Source organism: Prevotella sp. P2-180, from assembly GCF_002251435.1.
Taxonomy (GTDB): Bacteria; Bacteroidota; Bacteroidia; order Bacteroidales; family Bacteroidaceae; genus Prevotella.
In genome coordinates this window covers 193,643-210,792 of sequence record NZ_NPJI01000013.1, presented here as the reverse complement: position 1 = coordinate 210,792, position 17,150 = coordinate 193,643, and the positions used below count along the sequence as shown (strand labels likewise).

Annotated in this window: 9 protein-coding genes; 2 read left to right on the top strand and 7 right to left on the bottom strand. The window is 46.4% G+C overall.

Annotation, left to right across the window (positions count from 1 at the left end; genetic code table 11):
- The first annotated feature begins 47 nt into the window (after positions 1–47).
- Positions 48–974 carry a glycosyltransferase gene (locus tag CIK98_RS01990; RefSeq protein WP_172409778.1) on the top strand — a complete coding sequence of 309 codons (927 nt, stop codon included), beginning with the start codon at positions 48–50 and terminating at the stop codon, positions 972–974.
- 87 nt (positions 975–1,061) lie between these two features.
- Here CIK98_RS01990 and CIK98_RS01985 read toward each other — a convergent pair whose 3' ends face one another.
- The 3 genes from CIK98_RS01985 to CIK98_RS01975 form a co-directional block, all read right to left on the bottom strand.
- Positions 1,062–2,408, bottom strand: a complete 1,347-nt coding sequence (locus CIK98_RS01985; protein WP_094382606.1) for a glutamate synthase subunit beta — start codon at positions 2,406–2,408, stop codon at positions 1,062–1,064.
- Positions 2,409–2,596: 188 nt separating this feature from the next.
- Positions 2,597–7,066, bottom strand: coding sequence for a glutamate synthase large subunit (gene gltB / locus CIK98_RS01980; protein ID WP_253249609.1), 4,470 nt, complete (start codon positions 7,064–7,066; stop codon positions 2,597–2,599).
- Between the two features lie 327 nt (positions 7,067–7,393).
- Complete coding sequence (locus tag CIK98_RS01975) at positions 7,394–9,847, bottom strand: glycosyl hydrolase 115 family protein (RefSeq protein WP_094382604.1); 2,454 nt, start codon at positions 9,845–9,847, stop codon at positions 7,394–7,396.
- A 202-nt stretch (positions 9,848–10,049) separates the two neighbouring features.
- On the opposite strand from CIK98_RS01975, the gene CIK98_RS01970 reads away from it, so the two are divergent.
- Positions 10,050–11,297 (top strand): SGNH/GDSL hydrolase family protein, encoded by a 1,248-nt coding sequence (locus tag CIK98_RS01970; RefSeq protein ID WP_094382603.1) that lies wholly within the window; start codon positions 10,050–10,052, stop codon positions 11,295–11,297.
- Positions 11,298–11,821: 524 nt separating this feature from the next.
- On the opposite strand, the gene CIK98_RS01965 is transcribed toward CIK98_RS01970, so the two are convergent.
- The 4 genes from CIK98_RS01965 to CIK98_RS01950 all read right to left on the bottom strand — a co-directional run bounded on the left by CIK98_RS01965 (position 11,822) and on the right by CIK98_RS01950 (position 16,872).
- Positions 11,822–13,204: an ammonium transporter gene (locus CIK98_RS01965; protein ID WP_094382602.1), complete on the bottom strand. Its 1,383-nt coding sequence runs from the start codon at positions 13,202–13,204 to the stop codon at positions 11,822–11,824.
- 76 nt (positions 13,205–13,280) lie between these two features.
- Positions 13,281–14,954, bottom strand: a complete 1,674-nt coding sequence (gene asnB, locus CIK98_RS01960; RefSeq protein ID WP_094382601.1) for an asparagine synthase B — start codon at positions 14,952–14,954, stop codon at positions 13,281–13,283.
- Positions 14,955–15,059: 105 nt separating this feature from the next.
- Entirely contained in the window at positions 15,060–16,343 is a 1,284-nt protein-coding gene (locus tag CIK98_RS01955) for an ammonium transporter (protein WP_094382600.1), read from the bottom strand.
- Positions 16,344–16,515: 172 nt separating this feature from the next.
- On the bottom strand, positions 16,516–16,872 hold the full coding sequence (locus CIK98_RS01950; protein WP_094382599.1) for a P-II family nitrogen regulator: 357 nt from the start codon (positions 16,870–16,872) through the stop codon (positions 16,516–16,518).
- Between the last annotated feature and the right edge of the window lie 278 nt (positions 16,873–17,150).

The window sequence follows — 17,150 nt, the reverse complement described above, 5'->3', positions numbered from 1 at the left end:
AACGGGAAACATTTGACAATCACGTTTTTTTTCACTATTTTTGCGCCATGAAACAAGAACAGGACATAAAACTCTCGGTAGTGATACCCGTTTACAATAAGCAGGAGTATCTTGAGGTGTGCATGAAGAGTGTGTTCGCCCAAGACCTTAATTGCATTGAGGCCATAGCCGTAGACGATGGCAGCACCGATGGTTCTGGGGTTATCCTCGACCACTTGACAAGCTCTTATCCATCGCTACGAGTAATCCACACCACCAACGGCGGTGTGACTGCAGCAAGAAGAATAGGCGTTGAAGCGGCAAGAGGCAGGTATGTCACGTTTGTAGACCCCGACGACAAGGTAGTGGAACATGGATTGGACAAACTCTATAACGCCATTGTATCTACCGACGCCGACGAAGTGATAGGCACTTACCGCACGCAACACGGAATAACGGTAAGCACAGGCATCACCGGCGAGGCAGACACCACCTGGATGATAAGGCAACTTCTTGCGAGCAAGGCCCGCTTCTGTGTGCTATGGGCTGTAATATTCAAAAAAGAGCTTCTCGAGGGTTGTCTCACTGCGCCCAGCACTATTCGTTCGGGCGAGGACATACTTATGCAAATACTGTGTCTTGTGAAACGTCCGAAGGTAGTATTCATCGACGATGTCGTTTATGAATACACCGCAGGCCTTCCCAACAACCGCCGCCAAAATCTCGACGAACAGCGAGCCTACGACATTCATCTCCGCGAAGGTCTCGCTCCTGTTTGGAACGAGATGAAAGACTACTACCTTCTTCGTCAGATAAAACAATACGAGAACTTTATTGCAGCAGGCGACTTCCACGTCCTCGACGACTATTTCCGTCCTCTTCGCCTTCAGTTGTCTTCCCGAATACCCCTTGCCGACAGGATAGCCATTCTCCTCCCTCCCTGCCTTGCTTACATCCCAATCAAGCTCAGGAAATTGGGATGTTTCTCGTCATAACGCCCAGACAGGCATGCATCGAAAAAGGAGAGGTACGGACTCACGTCCGACCCCTCCGCACATTAATTCAACTTTAAATATGATGGATTATTTTGTCGAAAGATATTTGTCAACGGCTTCGGCAGCCTTGTGGCCTCCGGCCATGGCACGTACAACGAGAGAAGCTCCCGTAGCGGCATCTCCTGCTACAAACACATTGTCGGCAAACTTGGGTTGTTCGGGCTTCAAGAAGCCCATGGCAAGAAGGACCATCTCGCACTTTATAACCTCAGGCTTACCTTTCTCAACCATCAGCGGGCGACCACCTTCAGGATTTGGCTTCCAGTCTATCTCCTGAACCTTCACACCTGTAAGACGTCCGTCCTTACCAAGGAACTCAAGAGAATTGATGTTCCAACGGCGTGTACAACCCTCCTCATGACTCGACGTAGTCTTGAGAGTGCGCGGGTATTCCGGCCAAGGATTCTTCGGATCACAAGGTCCTTCTACGGGACGTGGCATGATTTCAATCTGTGTAACGCTCTTACAACCTTGACGGTGAGCAGTACCAATACAGTCTGAGCCAGTGTCGCCACCACCGATTACAAGTACGTCTTTTCCCTTTGCGTTCACGAGTTCATCTTTTTTGAACTCCATTCCAGCCAATACTCGGTTTTGCTGTGAAAGCATCTCAAGAGCGAAGTAAACACCCTTTAGGTCACGTCCAGGTATTTTAAGGTCGCGGGCAGTTGGTGTACCAGTACAAACCACATAAGCGTCGTATCCTTCGGGCAGTTTAGTGACATCCACATTCTGGTTGTAACGGAATTCTATACCTTCTTTCTCAAGCACGTTAATACGGCGGTCGATAATGGCCTTGTTGAGTTTGAAGTTTGGAATGCCATATCGCAACAATCCACCTGGAGCCTCGTTTTTCTCAAACACAGTTACGGTATAGCCTTTGAGATTAAGCTGGTTGGCAGTAACGAGTCCAGCAGGTCCTGCACCAATCACAGCCACACGCTTACCATTTCTTTCAGGTTGTGCAATACGAACGAAATTCTCCTGGAAGGCCATTTCTGTTATGGCAGCCTCATCCTCACGGTTTGTGGTAGGCTCGTGTATTGTAAGGTTGAGCACGCAAGCCTTCTCGCAGAGTGCCGGACAGATACGTCCGGTGAACTCCGGGAAGTCGTTGGTGGAGTTGAGCAATCGGTATGCCAATTCATAGTCGCCCTTATAAAGAGCATCGTTCCACTCTGGCGGTTTATTACCAAGCGGGCAAGCCCAATGGCAGAATGGCACGCCACAATCCATGCATCGGCTTGCCTGTGTGCGGCGGTCTTTACTGTTTAGAGTCTGTTCGACTTCGCCGAAGTCGTGTATTCTATCGTGAACTGGCCTATACCCGGCTTCCTGTCGTGGTATGGTCAAAAATGCTTTCGGATTTCCCATAAGTCAAAATTTTATGCAAATTTTTTATATTAAAGGGTTAAAGGGTTAAAGGGATAAAGGGATAAAGGGTTAAAGAATCGACTAAGTCGAATAAAGTCCGTTGGCGCGTCAATTCGTCGAACATCAGCGTCCAAACGAACTTTAATCTTTTAATCTTTTAATTCTTTAATTTAATCGCGTACACGCGATTAATAGTCTCTCTGCATATCGGCAATCTTCTGCTGCAGTTTCTTCACCTGCTCTTCTTGTAGCACACGTTTGTACTCGATAGGCACAACCTGTATGAAATCTTCTACATAACGATTCCAGTCGTCGAGCATAGTGCGTGCCAGCTTTGAGCCAGTATATAGATAGTGCTGACGGATGAGCTCGTGAAGTTCCTTACGATAGTTGCTATCCTCCACAAGATTAATCTCAACCATATCCATGTTGCAGAAATAGTCGAAGTTGTGTTTCTTGTCCCATACGTAAGCTACACCGCCAGACATACCTGCGGCAAAATTACGTCCTGTTTCGCCAAGAACCACTACACGACCTCCAGTCATGTATTCGCAACAGTGGTCGCCTGCACCTTCTATCACGGCAATGGCACCTGAGTTGCGCACTCCGAAGCGTTCACCCACCTTACCATTGATATAGAGTTCACCGCTGGTGGCACCGTAAAGTCCTGTGTTTCCTGCGATGATATTATCTTCGGCAGAGAAGTTGCTTCTTGTAGGAGGCAGGATGGCAATGCGTCCACCGCTAAGTCCCTTTCCGAAATAGTCGTTGGCTTCGCCTTCCAGTTTGAAGTTCACGCCCTTCACGAGGAATGCTCCGAAGCTCTGTCCTGCCGATCCCTTAAATTTCACATTGATGGTATTCTCCGGCAAACCTTCTTCTCCATATTTCTCAGCTATCATACCGCTCAGCATCGTACCGCAAGCACGGTCGGTGTTCTTTATCGCATAGTCGAGGTTTACCTCTTCCTTGTCTGCTATGGCACGCTGTGCAGAACGTATAAGCTGCTGGTCGAGGATGTTATCAAGTTCATGTTTCTGACTCACGGTATGGTAAAGCGAGCATGCATTCTCTTCCTTGTTAAGCAATCGGGTGAAATCGAGAGTGGCAGTCTTTTCATTAATAGGCTGCTTCTTTATAATAAGTTCTGTATGACCTACTATTTCGTCGAGTTTACGGAATCCCATCTCAGCCAAATATTCACGCACTTCCTGAGCAAGGAATGTGAAGTAATTGACGAGATAGTCAGACTTGCCAATGAAATGCTTGCGCAGTTCCGGATCTTGCGAAGTGACGCCAAGCGGACAGGTGTTGAGGTTACATTTACGCATCATCACACATCCGAGCACGATAAGGGCGGCAGTACCGAAACCATACTCCTCTGCACCGAGCAAAGCCATGAGCACTATGTCTCGACCAGTCTTCAGCTGTCCGTCCACCTGCACACGAACAAGTCCGCGGAGTCCGTTTTTCACAAGAGTTTGCTGTGTTTCCGACAGACCTATTTCAGGCGAAATACCCGCAAATCGCATGCTCGACGCCGGGCTGGCACCCGTACCGCCTTCCGCACCCGATATGACTATGAGGTCGGCTTTTGCCTTAGCTACACCAGCCGCGATTGTACCCACTCCGCTTTCTGCCACGAGTTTTACGCTTACGGCAGCCTTCGGGTTTACATTCTTCAAGTCGAAGATGAGCTGTGCAAGGTCTTCTATTGAGTAGATGTCGTGGTGTGGTGGAGGCGAGATGAGCGAGATGCCTGGTATGGAATGACGTGTCTTTGCAATGATCTCGTTCACCTTGAAGCCTGGAAGCTGACCGCCTTCACCAGGTTTAGCACCCTGTGCCACCTTTATCTGAATTTCCTCAGCATTGACAAGATACTCCGTGGTGACACCGAAACGTCCCGAGGCTATCTGTTTTGTCTTTGAAGAGAGCGACACTCCGTCTACAGTAGCATGGAAACGAGCATTGTCCTCACCACCTTCTCCCGTGTTAGAGCGTCCGCCTATCTTGTTCATTGCCAAACAGATAGCTTCATGTGCCTCGATAGAAAGAGCTCCGAAGCTCATGGCTCCCACAACGAAATGCTTCACGATGTTCTCAACAGGTTCCACCATGTCGAGAGGTATAGGATTGCGTTTGAAGTCAAGGAAGTCGCGGATGAATATTGGAGCGTCTTTCTCGTCAACAAGTTTCGAGTATTGCTTGAACTTCTCATAGTTGCCAGTGCGTGTGGCAAGCTGGAGGGTTGCGATGGTCTCAGGGTTCCAGGCATGCTTTATTCCGTCCTTTCGGTAGTGGAACTGTCCGAGATTAGGCAGGAAATCATTGTTGGCCGTCTTTGAAAACGCAGCGTCGTGCAGTGCTATTGCGTCCTTTGCGATTGTTGCGAGACCGATACCGCCGATGGTAGACACATTAGTACCAAAATAGTTTTTGAGCAGACTCTCAGATAGACCGATGCTCTCGAATATCTTCGCACCACGATAAGATCGTATAGTGGAGATTCCCATCTTTGCCATGATTTTGAAGAGTCCTTTCTTCACTGCCTTTATATAGTTTGCCTCTGCCGTAGCATAATCTTCCTGTATCTTGCCATGCTTTACAAGGTCGTCGAGTATGGCAAACGTCATATACGGACAGAGAGCTGATGCTCCATAGCCAAGGAGCAGAGCTGCATGCATTGTCTCGCGTATCTCACCACTCTCAACAATTAGCGCCGTCTGCACTCGCTTTCCTACAGAGATAAGGTAGTGGTGTACAGCCGATACAGCGAGTAGTGATGGTATGGCGGCATGTGTCTCGTCCACGTCTCGGTCGGAAAGTATAATATAGTTATATCCTTCGTCTACACTATGTTCTGCATCTTTGCAGAGCTGGTCGAGAGCCTCGCGCAGTCCTTCCTCTCCCTTGCTACATTCGAAGAGAATGGGCAACTTGACCGTGTTGAAGCCCTTGTAGCGTATGTTACAGAGTATGTCGAGCTGAGTATTGTTGAGAATAGGATGCGGCAGGCGCACCATTTTACAGTTAGACTCGTCGGGCGAGAGGATGCCTGAGCCCACACGTCCGATGTATTCTGTGAGCGACATGACAAGTTCCTCGCGTATGGAGTCGATGGCAGGATTGGTTACCTGTGCAAACTGCTGGCGGAAGTAATTGAAGAATATCTGTGGTTTGTCGGAGAGCACAGCAAGCGGTGTATCGTTACCCATGGCGGCAGTAGGCTCTTGTCCCTTTGTGGCCATAGGAGCAATTGTACCGTCCACATCCTCTTCTCCATATCCAAAGATTATCTCATGGCGCAAGAGGTCTTTCACGCTATTGTCAACCTTACGTCCGCTCTTCAATTTCTCGAGCTGTATTCGGTTGGTAGACAGCCACTGGCGATAAGGATGAGCGGCTGCGAGTTGTTCCTTGATCTCTCCATCATAATATATTTTTCCTTCCTGAGTGTCGATGAGCAGTATCTTTCCTGGCTGCAGACGTCCCTTCTCTGCTATCTCTGTCGGGTCGAAATCCATTACTCCCACTTCACTTGCCACCACCATCATATCGTTTTTGGTTATGGTGTATCGTGCTGGACGCAGTCCGTTGCGGTCGAGCATACCTCCTGCAAAGCGTCCGTCGCTGAAGAGAAGAGCAGCAGGTCCGTCCCATGGTTCCATGAGAATGGAATGATATTCGAAGAACGCCTTTAGGTCTTCCGATATTGGATTTTTGTCGTTAAAGCTCTCCGGCACCATAACGCTCATGGCGTGTGGCAGCGACAGACCGCTCATTACGAAGAATTCGAAAACGTTATCCAGTGAAGCCGAGTCAGACATTCCAGGCTGTACTATAGGCGAAATCTGCCTGATGTCACCCAAGGCCTGTGAATTAAGTACGCTTTCTCGTGCTTGCATCCAACCGCGGTTACCGCGAATAGTGTTTATCTCACCATTGTGTGCAAGAAGGCGGAAAGGCTGTGCTAGACTCCATGTTGGGAACGTGTTGGTAGAGAAACGGCTATGTACCAAAGCCAGACCACTTGTGAAGTAGTTATTTGTCAGGTCGGGATAATACTGTCTTACCTGCAGTGAGGTAAGCATTCCCTTATAGACAATATTCTTCGACGAAAGAGAGCAGATATAGAAATCCTTATGCTTTATTCGCTTCTCTATCTTCTTCCTTATTATATATAATGTACGTTCAAAAAACGGCACCTTGTCGTCGGTCACTCCAGTTACAAACAACTGTTTGATAGCAGGTTCTGTGGCATGAGCCGACTCACCAAGACATTCTGGGTTTGTAGGCACATTACGCAAGTGCATGAGCGACAATCCTTCGCGCTCAATCTCCTCAATCATTACAGACAAAATCTCACTCTGTGCCTTTTCATCTTTAGGAAGAAATACAAGACCTGTACCATATTTTCCCTTTTCAGGCACAGGAATACCCTGAAGCAGAATAAACTCATGAGGTATCTGAAGCATGATACCCGCGCCATCGCCGGTACGTCCATCGGCACCCTCCGCGCCTCGGTGGCGCATATTCTCAAGTACCTTCAGTGCATTGTCAACCAGCTCGTGGCTTTTGTTACCGTGGATATTTACCACCATGCCGACTCCACACGCATCGTGTTCGTATTCGGCATTATACAATCCATTTGCCATATTTAGTTGCATTAAGTTTATAAAAATCGTTCTTTTCTTACATTCTGCGTGCAAAATTACTACTTTTCTTTCAAAATGACACAATGATACGACACCTTTCAATCAACATTTTTTAAGTTATTGTCAATCTAAAACAAAATTATCTAATATTCTTCCAATCTGCAACATAAACAAGGATAATTAAGTCAAAATGCAACATAGGCATAATTTTTATGAATCTTGTATCTATTGACATTCTTTTCAAGAAGTCACAATATAGTAAAGCCGCTGCAGTCGACCTGCAACGGCTTCCATTTAGAATTTAGTATGGTAATTAAGATTGTATAATCAAAGATGTGAGACTCTGCCGCCGTTGGGGCGATAGTCGATAATAATTTTCTCAAAGACTATTGCTGGATCGTTGGGTGTGAGAGTAATCGTATGATTTCCATCGGCTGTGGGTTGTACGTCAACAACAATGGTTTTGTCCACTACTCTACGGGCAATTGTCGGATAGTAGATGTCGTATATATTTTCTGGTTTTTCATTGAGGTTGTCGTTGAAGTTGACGACTATTGGTGATGCACCGTCAACCGACACACCGTAAGTCAATCCTCCCTTATTGAGATAGTCGAGGGTGGACTTTGTCACTATGTGAACAATGGCCTTTCCCGCCTTACCTTTAAAAGTATATGAGATAGATGCTCCTGTCACTGGTTTTTTATAAGGCATAAGCGTCATGGCTCCTTTGCCCTTGCCCATATCAGGAATGAGAGTCCACTGCGCCTCAGCGGCATCCTGCTTGGCGGTGTAGTCTGGAGCTTGAATGTTTATTACGTCAAAACTGTCGTTGGCAGTGGTACGATACAATTGCGGACAAATATCCTTTGGGAAGTCGTCATTCCATATCTTGTATCCTATATGCTTCTGTATCATCATTCCGTTCCATTTTCCACCAGACATCTCCAAGTTATATTGAGCACAGAGGACAGAGTCGCGTCGGAAAGCCTTTTCACATTCTTCTGCCCAATAATCCTGCATCTGACTCTTCTCTTGATGGGTTTTGCGGTTCATGGCCTGTGCGTAATACATACGATGAAGGTTGGACATGGCTTGTATTGGGAAGAGGATAATCTGGCGATAGGCATCGCGCACGTCGGACGGCAATGTTGCAAACTGCTCCAAGGCCCGTGTTTCCAAGGCATTATACTGGTTGCAGACTTGTTGCCACTCTCCGCTTTCAAGGTCGTATGTGTTGGCATCAAGCATCTCTGCCGTACAGCGTCCGGCATACTTGCAGCATGTGTTGAGGATGCAGGCAGCCTCTTCGGCATTGGCAAGGCCGAACGACTCGCGGCAAAACTTGAGAGTATGGTCGGTAATGTTATTTACAGTGTATTCACGCGGATTCCAAGCCATGTCAAGGAACATCTGTATTGGATATTCCATTGGCTTAAGGTCGCCGACGTTGAGTATCCAAAGGCGGTCGATGCCGTGTTCATAGGCAAGCGTAAGCTGTTCCCACATGTTTTGTGTTGGAGTGACATTTAGGAACTTGGTGTTTCGTGGAGCACCTACATAGTCCACATGATAATAAAGTCCCCATCCGCCCTTATGCTTCAGTTCCTTTTCAGTTGGCACACGGCGCACATTTCCCCAGTTGTCATCACATAACAGCATTATCACATCATCTGGCACTCGCATTCCCTTGTCGTAGTAGTCGAGCACCTCTTTATATAGAGCCCACACTTGCGGTGTTTCACTCGCTTTTTTTCCAGTGACATCTGCAATTATTTTGCGTTGGTCTTTCACTACCTGTTCCAACAGTCGAGTATCAGCATCTTCGCTCATGGCCTCGTCGCCGTCTCCACGCATACCTATTGTTATAAGGTCATCAGTACCTTTTGCACGTTCAATTCCTTCACGGAAGAAGCGTTGCAAGTTTTCTTTGTTGGTATTATAATTCCATGGTCCCCATTCGGTTCTCTTCCGTGCATATTCCTGATGATTGCGCGCCATGGGCTCGTGATGTGACGTACCTATTATAACACCCATATCGTCAGCGGTTTTCCCGTTCATAGGGTCATCTGCATAGAAAGCCCATGACCACATAGCTGGCCAAAGCATATTTCCCTTTAGACGCAGTATAAGTTCAAATACTCTTTCATAGAAGCGATGATCGCCATAATTGGTTCCATATGTGTTTTTCACCCAAGTGGTGAGACATGGGGCCTCATCGTTCAAGAACAGGCCACGGTAGCGTACAGCAGGCTCTCCGTCAGTATATGTTCCTTTGCTAACAAATATCTTGTCGTGTTTTGCAGTAGGCACGTCGGCCCACCAATACCATGGAGACACGCCCAACTGGCGCGAGAACTCATATATACCATAAATAGCACCACGTCGGTCGCTACCTGCAATGACTAATTTGTTGTCCACTACAGTAATGATGTATTTTTCTGTCTTTCCCTTAAGCAGTCTTGCGTCTATCTTTCCAGCCTTGACCATATCATCGATGGCCTTGGAATGTCCCAAGGTTCCAACAACTACATTTGCTTTGTTTTCACCCGCCAGCATGGCCTTGGTATTAGTTGTAGACATCTCTATGTCGTGCAGTAATGTCTTTGCCGCACGCATTACGCCACGGCAATCGTTGGCATCAACGAAGACGCCAATAGTATTGTCTTTATTAAGTAACAGGTCGCCTCCAGAGAAGCTTACGAAGTTGTCTGCGGCATTGGTAAATATCACTGCCAAAAGTCCAAGAAGTGCTGTAAGAATGCGTTTTTTTAAAGTCACCATTTTTTATATTTATTTGATTAGTGATGCAAAATTACCATTTTAATTCAACAAAAACATGAATAATCATATAAAAAATGTATGAATGAAACGAATTCAAATCTTTTAGATACATTTGCACACATTACTACTACAAAAAAATATTTATCTTTGCACTATGATTGATAATATTTAGAAATTCAGACAATAATAAATATTTAAGAATATGTCAATAAAACAAATGGTAATGGGGTTAGTGTTGCTAATGGCGGCTACAAACCTACAAGCAAAAACGGAGAAAGACAATGGTGAGTGGATTGCAACATGGGCAACCGCCACCGAGTACACAGGAAAAGGCGACATGCCAAAAAGCGGAACGCTAACAGGAAAGTCTATAAGACAGATTGTACATGTTTCGATAGGAGGAAAGACTCTACGGCTACACCTTTCGAACGAATACAGTAAAGAACCGGTGGAAATAAAGTCAATATTTATTGCCGACATCGACGAGAGTTGTTCTCCAAAGGTGGAAGATATAGGTATCGACATCTTGCCGAAGACAGCACGATATCTAAAGTTTGGCGGCAAAAAGCAACTAACCATTGCTGCTGGTGAAACAGCCGTAAGCGACCCATTGGCATATGACCTTAAGCCTCTCCAACGCTTGGCCATCACAATAAGCTATGGAGAGACTCCCGTAAACGCAACTAGTCACCGCGGTTCGCGCACCACATCTTATATTATAAAAGGTGAAGCTCAACCGAAGACAAAGTTTACAGACATAGAGCGTGAGGATCACTGGTACAACATTGCCACCATAGACGTAAAGGCAGAAAACAGCAGTGCCATCGCCTGTATCGGCAACTCCATAACCGACGGACGCGGTACAACGACAAACCTACAAAACCGTTGGACTGATTTCTTCGCAGAGTCTCTACAATCTAATGAGTCTACAAAGAATCTTGCAGTTCTCAACCTCGGCATTGGCGGTAACAGTGTGTTTTACGGAGGTCTTAGCGACCCTGCAGTAAAACGCTACGACCGCGACTGCCTTGAACAAGCCGGCGTGAAGACGGTGATAGTGTTTGAGGGAGTTAATGACCTTGGCGGCATCAATGGCGATGCAGAGGCAAGGGCGGCAAAAATCATCGAATGTTACAAGGAGTTCATACGCAAGGCGCATGATCGTGGAATGAAGATTTACGGTTGCACCATCACTCCGTTCCTCGGCAGTTTTTATGACGACGGAGGCTTTTTCCGCGAAGCAGCACGCCAGACAATAAACAAATGGATTCGTGAGAGTGGTGAGTTTGATGGCGTGATTGATTTCGACAGAATCATCCGTAACCCTTCCGACCCGACAAAAATGAAAGAAGAATATCACTGTGGAGACTGGCTGCATCCTAACCCGGAAGGCTACAGGGCAATGGGAGAGTTTGCAGGAAAGGAGTTTGTTAAAGGTCGTAGTAAATAGAAAAGTGAAGCTTCCAATAGAAGCCTGCTTCGCTATAACCTTACACCCTACATTATTGGGGAATAACCAACTTGTTTTCAAGCAGTTATACGATGTAGGGTACCTCCCAGCCCTACATTCACCCTACATTCGCCCTACATTATTGCTTTTTCGGCGCTTTTTCGGCTTGATGTAGGGTGAATGTAGGGATGATGTAGGGCTGAGATGCACCCTACATTCCCTAACCCATTGATTGTCAGTGCGAAATTGCCCAATAAAGTAGGGTGTAGGGTTATAGCGAAGCAGGCTTATATACGAGCGAACAGAAACTTCATAAGCCACAAAGCCAAATGGCTTCAGCCACTCTGTCACAGTTATGACAGTCGGCTGCCACAGTTATGACAGACAACTTTCGTAAGGTGACAGTCGGTGTAACATAAGGCTACGTTGACTGGTGTGAGGGCTATAATCAGCAAGAACAATTAAGAGTGAAGATCCAAGAGTTATGATTGCTCAACTCTAAGAAGTTAAGGAAGTTGAGTTATTTACTTACCATGTTTCTTTTCGATGTACTGCTCATATTCGGCAATCTCGCGTTCGCCGACGTGGGCAAGACCATAGTGCTCGTCGTGCTGGCTATAGTCGAGACCGACACGCTCGCTGTACTCAGAAACTCGCATTGGTATAAACTTGTCGATGAGCCAGTAGCCGAAGTAGCTGACTGTAAATGTATAGACAATTACTATTGCCACGGCAACCAAATGATAGAGGAATACTACGAAACCCTCCGGTGTGCCAGCTACAAGACCTTCCTGAATGAAGATACCCGTGAGGACAGTACCGAAGATACCACCTGTTCCGTGGGTCGGGAAAACGTCGAGGGCATCGTCTATCCTTGAGTGACTGCGCCAATATACCGCTGTGTTGCAAATGAGCGTGATGACAAAGGAGATGAAGATACTCTCGCCAACTGTCACGTAACCAGCAGATGGTGTTATGGCTACAAGACCTACCACACAACCTACGGCAGCTCCCATTGCAGAAGGCTTGCGACCACGCAGACAGTCGAAGAATATCCATGCCATCATTGCTGTTGCCGATGCTGTGTTGGTGTTCAGGAATGCCTTTACTGCTATTCCGTCGGCATGCAGGGAACTTCCTGCGTTGAAACCGAACCAGCCAAGCCAAAGCATTGCGGCACCGAGAAGCACAAACGGGATGTTCGCTGGCTCACTGTTGCGTGTAGAAGTCTTGCGGCGACCAAGGAAAATGGCTCCTGCAAGAGCTGCCACACCCGAAGATGCGTGAACCACGATACCTCCGGCGAAATCGACAACACCCCACTGTAGGAACAATCCGTCGGGATGCCAAGTCATGTGTGCAAGAGGGCAATATATGAACACAAAGAAGAAAATCATAAAGAACATATAGCCCGAGAAACGCACACGCTCAGCAAAAGAACCCGTGATAAGCGATGGTGTGATAATGGCAAACTTCATCTGGAACAAGGCATAGAGTGCTAAAGGAATTGTCGCTCCACCGAGAATCTTGCCTGTAGGAGTGGTATAGACATCACCTCCTACATTGTTGAACATAAGGAATGTAGTCGGGTCGCCTATAATACCACCAATATCGTCGCCAAAGCAGAGTGAGAAACCAAAAACCACCCACAAGACGGAGATTATACCCATGGCAATGAAACTTTGGAGCATTGTCGAGATGACATTCTTAGCTCCAACCATACCTCCATAGAAAAAGGAGAGACCTGGTGTCATCATCAGCACGAAGATGGTAGCCGTTATCAACCATGCCACATCAGCGGCATCTATCTTTGAAAAGTCGCACTCAAACGTTGGTTCTGGTGCGAACAGACCTGCGATGGCTATGATTACCATAGCGGTCATGAGTATTATCCAGCGTTTTTTCATAGGAAAAAGCACAATCTTTTAAATTTATTATTTAAGTTTCAAATTCAATCAACTTTCTTGGAATAAAGGAGTTTCACTACTCTTTCACGTAAGCATCGTCGTGAACTCCTGCTACTGCACGTCCACTTGGGTCGTTGAGGTTCTTGAAAGATTCGTCCCACGCCAATGCTTCCGCGGTGGAACAAGCCACTGAAGGAACACTCGGTACGGTCTTTGCGGCAGAGTCGCTTGGGAAATGCTCGGCGAAAATGGAACGATAGTAGTATTCCTCCTTGTTGCGTGGAGGATTGATGGGGAATCGTTCAGCTGCGTGTGCCATCTGTTCGTCGCTCACTTGGTCGGCTGTGATCTGCTTCAGTGTGTCAATCCACGAGTATCCAACGCCATCGCTGAACTGCTCCTTCTGTCGCCAAGCCACTGCCTCTGGCAACATGTCGGCAAAAGCTTCGCGCACGATCTTCTTCTCTATCGTCTTGCCCGGACACATCTTTGCCTCGGGATTGGTGCGCATCGCAACGTCGAGGAACTCTTTGTCGAGGAATGGCACACGGCCTTCAACACCCCAAGCTGAAAGGCTCTTGTTTGCACGAAGGCAGTCGTAGAGATAGAGTTTTGATAGTTTTCTCACGGTCTCCTCGTGGAATGCCTTTGCATTTGGCGCCTTGTGGAAATAGAGGTAGCCTCCGAATACCTCGTCAGCACCCTCTCCCGAGAGTACCATCTTAATACCCATCGACTTTATGACGCGTGCCAAGAGATACATTGGCGTAGAAGCACGCACGGTAGTCACGTCATAGGTCTCAATGAAATATATTACGTCACGAATGGCATCAAGACCTTCCTGAATTGTATAGTTGATTTCATGGTGAACAGTTCCAATATGGTCTGCCACCATCTTTGCCTTTGCGAGGTCAGGTGCACCTTTCAGACCTACGGCAAAAGAGTGGAGTCGAGGCCACCAAGCCTTAGTAGCGGAATCGTCCTCAATACGATGCTCTGAGAACTTCTCTGCAATAGCACTTATTACTGATGAGTCGAGCCCACCGGACAAAAGCACTCCGTATGGCACATCGCTCATCAGCTGGCGCTTCACAGCAGCCTCAAGTGCATCGTGTATATCCTGAACACTCGCACCATTGTCCTTGACTGCATCATACTCCATCCAGTCACGTTTATAATAGCGAGTCATCTTTCCTTCGCGACTTGAATAATAGTGTCCCGGCAAGAACACCTCATATCGGTCGCAGTTACCTTCGAGAGCTTTCATTTCGCTTGCGACATAGACCTTTCCGTCGTTGTCGTATCCTATATATAGAGGTATAACGCCTATCGGGTCACGTGCAATAAGAAATTCATCTTTCTCTGCATCATAAAGTGCGAAGGCGAAAATACCACTTAAATCTTCCAAAAAGTCTATACCTTTTTCACGGTACAGGGCGAGAATCACCTCACAGTCACTACCAGTCTGAAACTGATATTTTTCAGCATACTGCCGGCGAATATCTTGGTGATTGTATATCTCACCATTAACAGCCAATATTTGTTTCATGTCGGGGCTGAATAGTGGCTGCTTGCCTGATTCAGGATCGACTATAGAGAGGCGCTCGTGGCTGAGTATGGCTGACCCGCCGTTGTAGATTCCGCTCCAGTCCGGACCACGGTGACGGATTTTTTGACTCATACGCAATGCCTTCTGTCTCAGTTCAGGAGTTTGCTCCTGGATGTTAAAAATTGCTACAATTCCACACATAGTTGTTATTCTTTTTTTTGTTATTTGTCGTTTGCTTTGTATGTTGAAAGTTGAAAATTGAAGGTTGAATATTCAACTTTCAATTTTCAACTTTCAATATTCAACTTAGTTGAAGCAGCTCTCGCCATGCTCATAGATGTCGAGACCCTCTTCCTCTATTCTCTTGTCAACTCTCAGACCTGCAATCTTCTTGATGCTGAAGAACAATACCACACCGGCAACGGCTGCCCAAGCGTCGATGGCGAGAACACCAAGACACTGTGCTCCGAAAAAGCCCCAGCCACCGCCATAGAGAGCTCCGCCGTCAAGGGCAAGCAAGCCAGTCATCAGTGTACCAAGAATACCGCAGACACCGTGTACAGAACTTGCGCCGACAGGGTCGTCAATATGCAGTTTGGTATCGATAAATTCAATAGAGAATACCAATACTATACCAGCCACAAGACCGATGATGCTTGCACCGAGAGGACTTACCAGGTCACAACCTGCTGTTATGGCTACCAGACCTGCAAGCACACCGTTGAGGGTGAGCGAGAATGATGGTTTGCCATACTTTATCCAAGACGTGAACATTGTACCGATAGCACCTGCAGCAGCGGCAAGGTTGGTGGTCAAGAACACATGCGAGATGGCAATACGATTGACTTCTCCGGAAGCGGCGAGCTGAGAACCAGGGTTGAAGCCGAACCATCCGAACCAAAGTATGAACACGCCAAGAGCGGCAGCCATAAGGTTGTGACCGGGAATGGCGCGACTCTTTCCATCCTTGCCATACTTACCCAAACGTGGGCCAAGGGCAATGGCACCCACGAAAGCCAAGACACCACCAACTGAGTGTACAATTGCCGAACCGGCAAAATCATGGAATGTGGCACCAAAGGTAGTCATCATAAACGAGGTCTCGTCGCCATTCATCAACCATCCGCCACCCCATGTCCAGTGACCAGAAATCGGATATATCAACAATGAGATGAAAACCGAATAAATGCAATACATCGAAAACTTAGTGCGTTCAGCCATAGCTCCCGACACGATAGTGGCAGCGGTTGCACAGAAAACAGTCTGGAAAATCAGGAATCCCTCTACCGGAAGGTCACTCTCATAAAACGAGATGTCGCCAAAATGAGGCATACCAATAAAGCCCTCACCGTTGCTTCCAAACATAAAGCCGAAACCAATCAGCCAGAACAGAATAGAACCGAAACAGAAGTCAACGAAGTTCTTAAACAGAATGTTCGCCGTGTTCTTACCACGTGTAAAGCCAGCCTCACAAAGAGCAAAGCCTGGCTGCATGAAGAATACCAACATTGCTGCAAGCAACATCCATACGGTATCTACAGAAAGTGACAAATCTGCCACAGGATCTGTTGCTAAAAATATGTTCGTCATAATTTTATCCTTTAATATGTTTATTTGTGTTGTAATTATCCCTCTTGCCTTGCACAATGTCTAACTTACGAGTGTTGTGTGTCTGTGTTGTGTGTATTCTTATATATATAATAATGTGTTGGTCGATCCAATAATATATTGAGACTTGTGCTGGCTAAATATTTATTCTCACTTATTTTTCCTGTTCCGCATTATAAAGTGCGATGTCGCCTCGTTCGGCTGTTCTTATGCGAATGGCATCCTCAATAGGAATTACGAATATTCTTCCGTCACCCACTTCACCAGTTTGGGCTGCCTGCTGTATGGCGGACAAAGTCTTCTCCACATTCTTGTCGCGTACCACTACATTAATTAAAACTCTCTCGATACAGCTCGTGTCGTACATTACGCCACGGTAAATCCTGGCCTGGCGCATCTTGCCTTCACCTCTTACATCATAATAAGAGAACCACTCGATGTCGGCGGCAAGCAATGCTTCCTTTACATCCTCGAATTTCGTCTTACGGATGATAGCTTCAATCTTTTTCATGTTATCTCTCCTCTTTTTAATTAAATAATGACATTTTGTTATCTTTCGGGTGCAAAATTACTACTTTTTGTCAGTACACACAAGCATTTCCCAACAAAACGATATTCAAATTACATATTTCTTAGCATTTTATCAAATAAAATATCCTATTGCTTATAATTTGAAATAATAAATATACAATTTAATTACAAATTGATATTTAATGAAGATTTGTAGGATAAATAACCCCTAAAACACTTGTACAATATTACATTTTGTTGTAACTTTGCAGCGGAATT

Coding starts and splice junctions, on each gene's coding strand:
- CIK98_RS01990 (WP_172409778.1), top strand. CDS start 48: ATGAAACAAGAACAGGACATAAAACTCTCGGTAGTGATACCCGTTTAC.
- CIK98_RS01985 (WP_094382606.1), bottom strand. CDS start 2,408: ATGGGAAATCCGAAAGCATTTTTGACCATACCACGACAGGAAGCCGGG.
- gltB (WP_253249609.1), bottom strand. CDS start 7,066: ATGGCAAATGGATTGTATAATGCCGAATACGAACACGATGCGTGTGGA.
- CIK98_RS01975 (WP_094382604.1), bottom strand. CDS start 9,847: ATGGTGACTTTAAAAAAACGCATTCTTACAGCACTTCTTGGACTTTTG.
- CIK98_RS01970 (WP_094382603.1), top strand. CDS start 10,050: ATGTCAATAAAACAAATGGTAATGGGGTTAGTGTTGCTAATGGCGGCT.
- CIK98_RS01965 (WP_094382602.1), bottom strand. CDS start 13,204: ATGAAAAAACGCTGGATAATACTCATGACCGCTATGGTAATCATAGCC.
- asnB (WP_094382601.1), bottom strand. CDS start 14,954: ATGTGTGGAATTGTAGCAATTTTTAACATCCAGGAGCAAACTCCTGAA.
- CIK98_RS01955 (WP_094382600.1), bottom strand. CDS start 16,343: ATGACGAACATATTTTTAGCAACAGATCCTGTGGCAGATTTGTCACTT.
- CIK98_RS01950 (WP_094382599.1), bottom strand. CDS start 16,872: ATGAAAAAGATTGAAGCTATCATCCGTAAGACGAAATTCGAGGATGTA.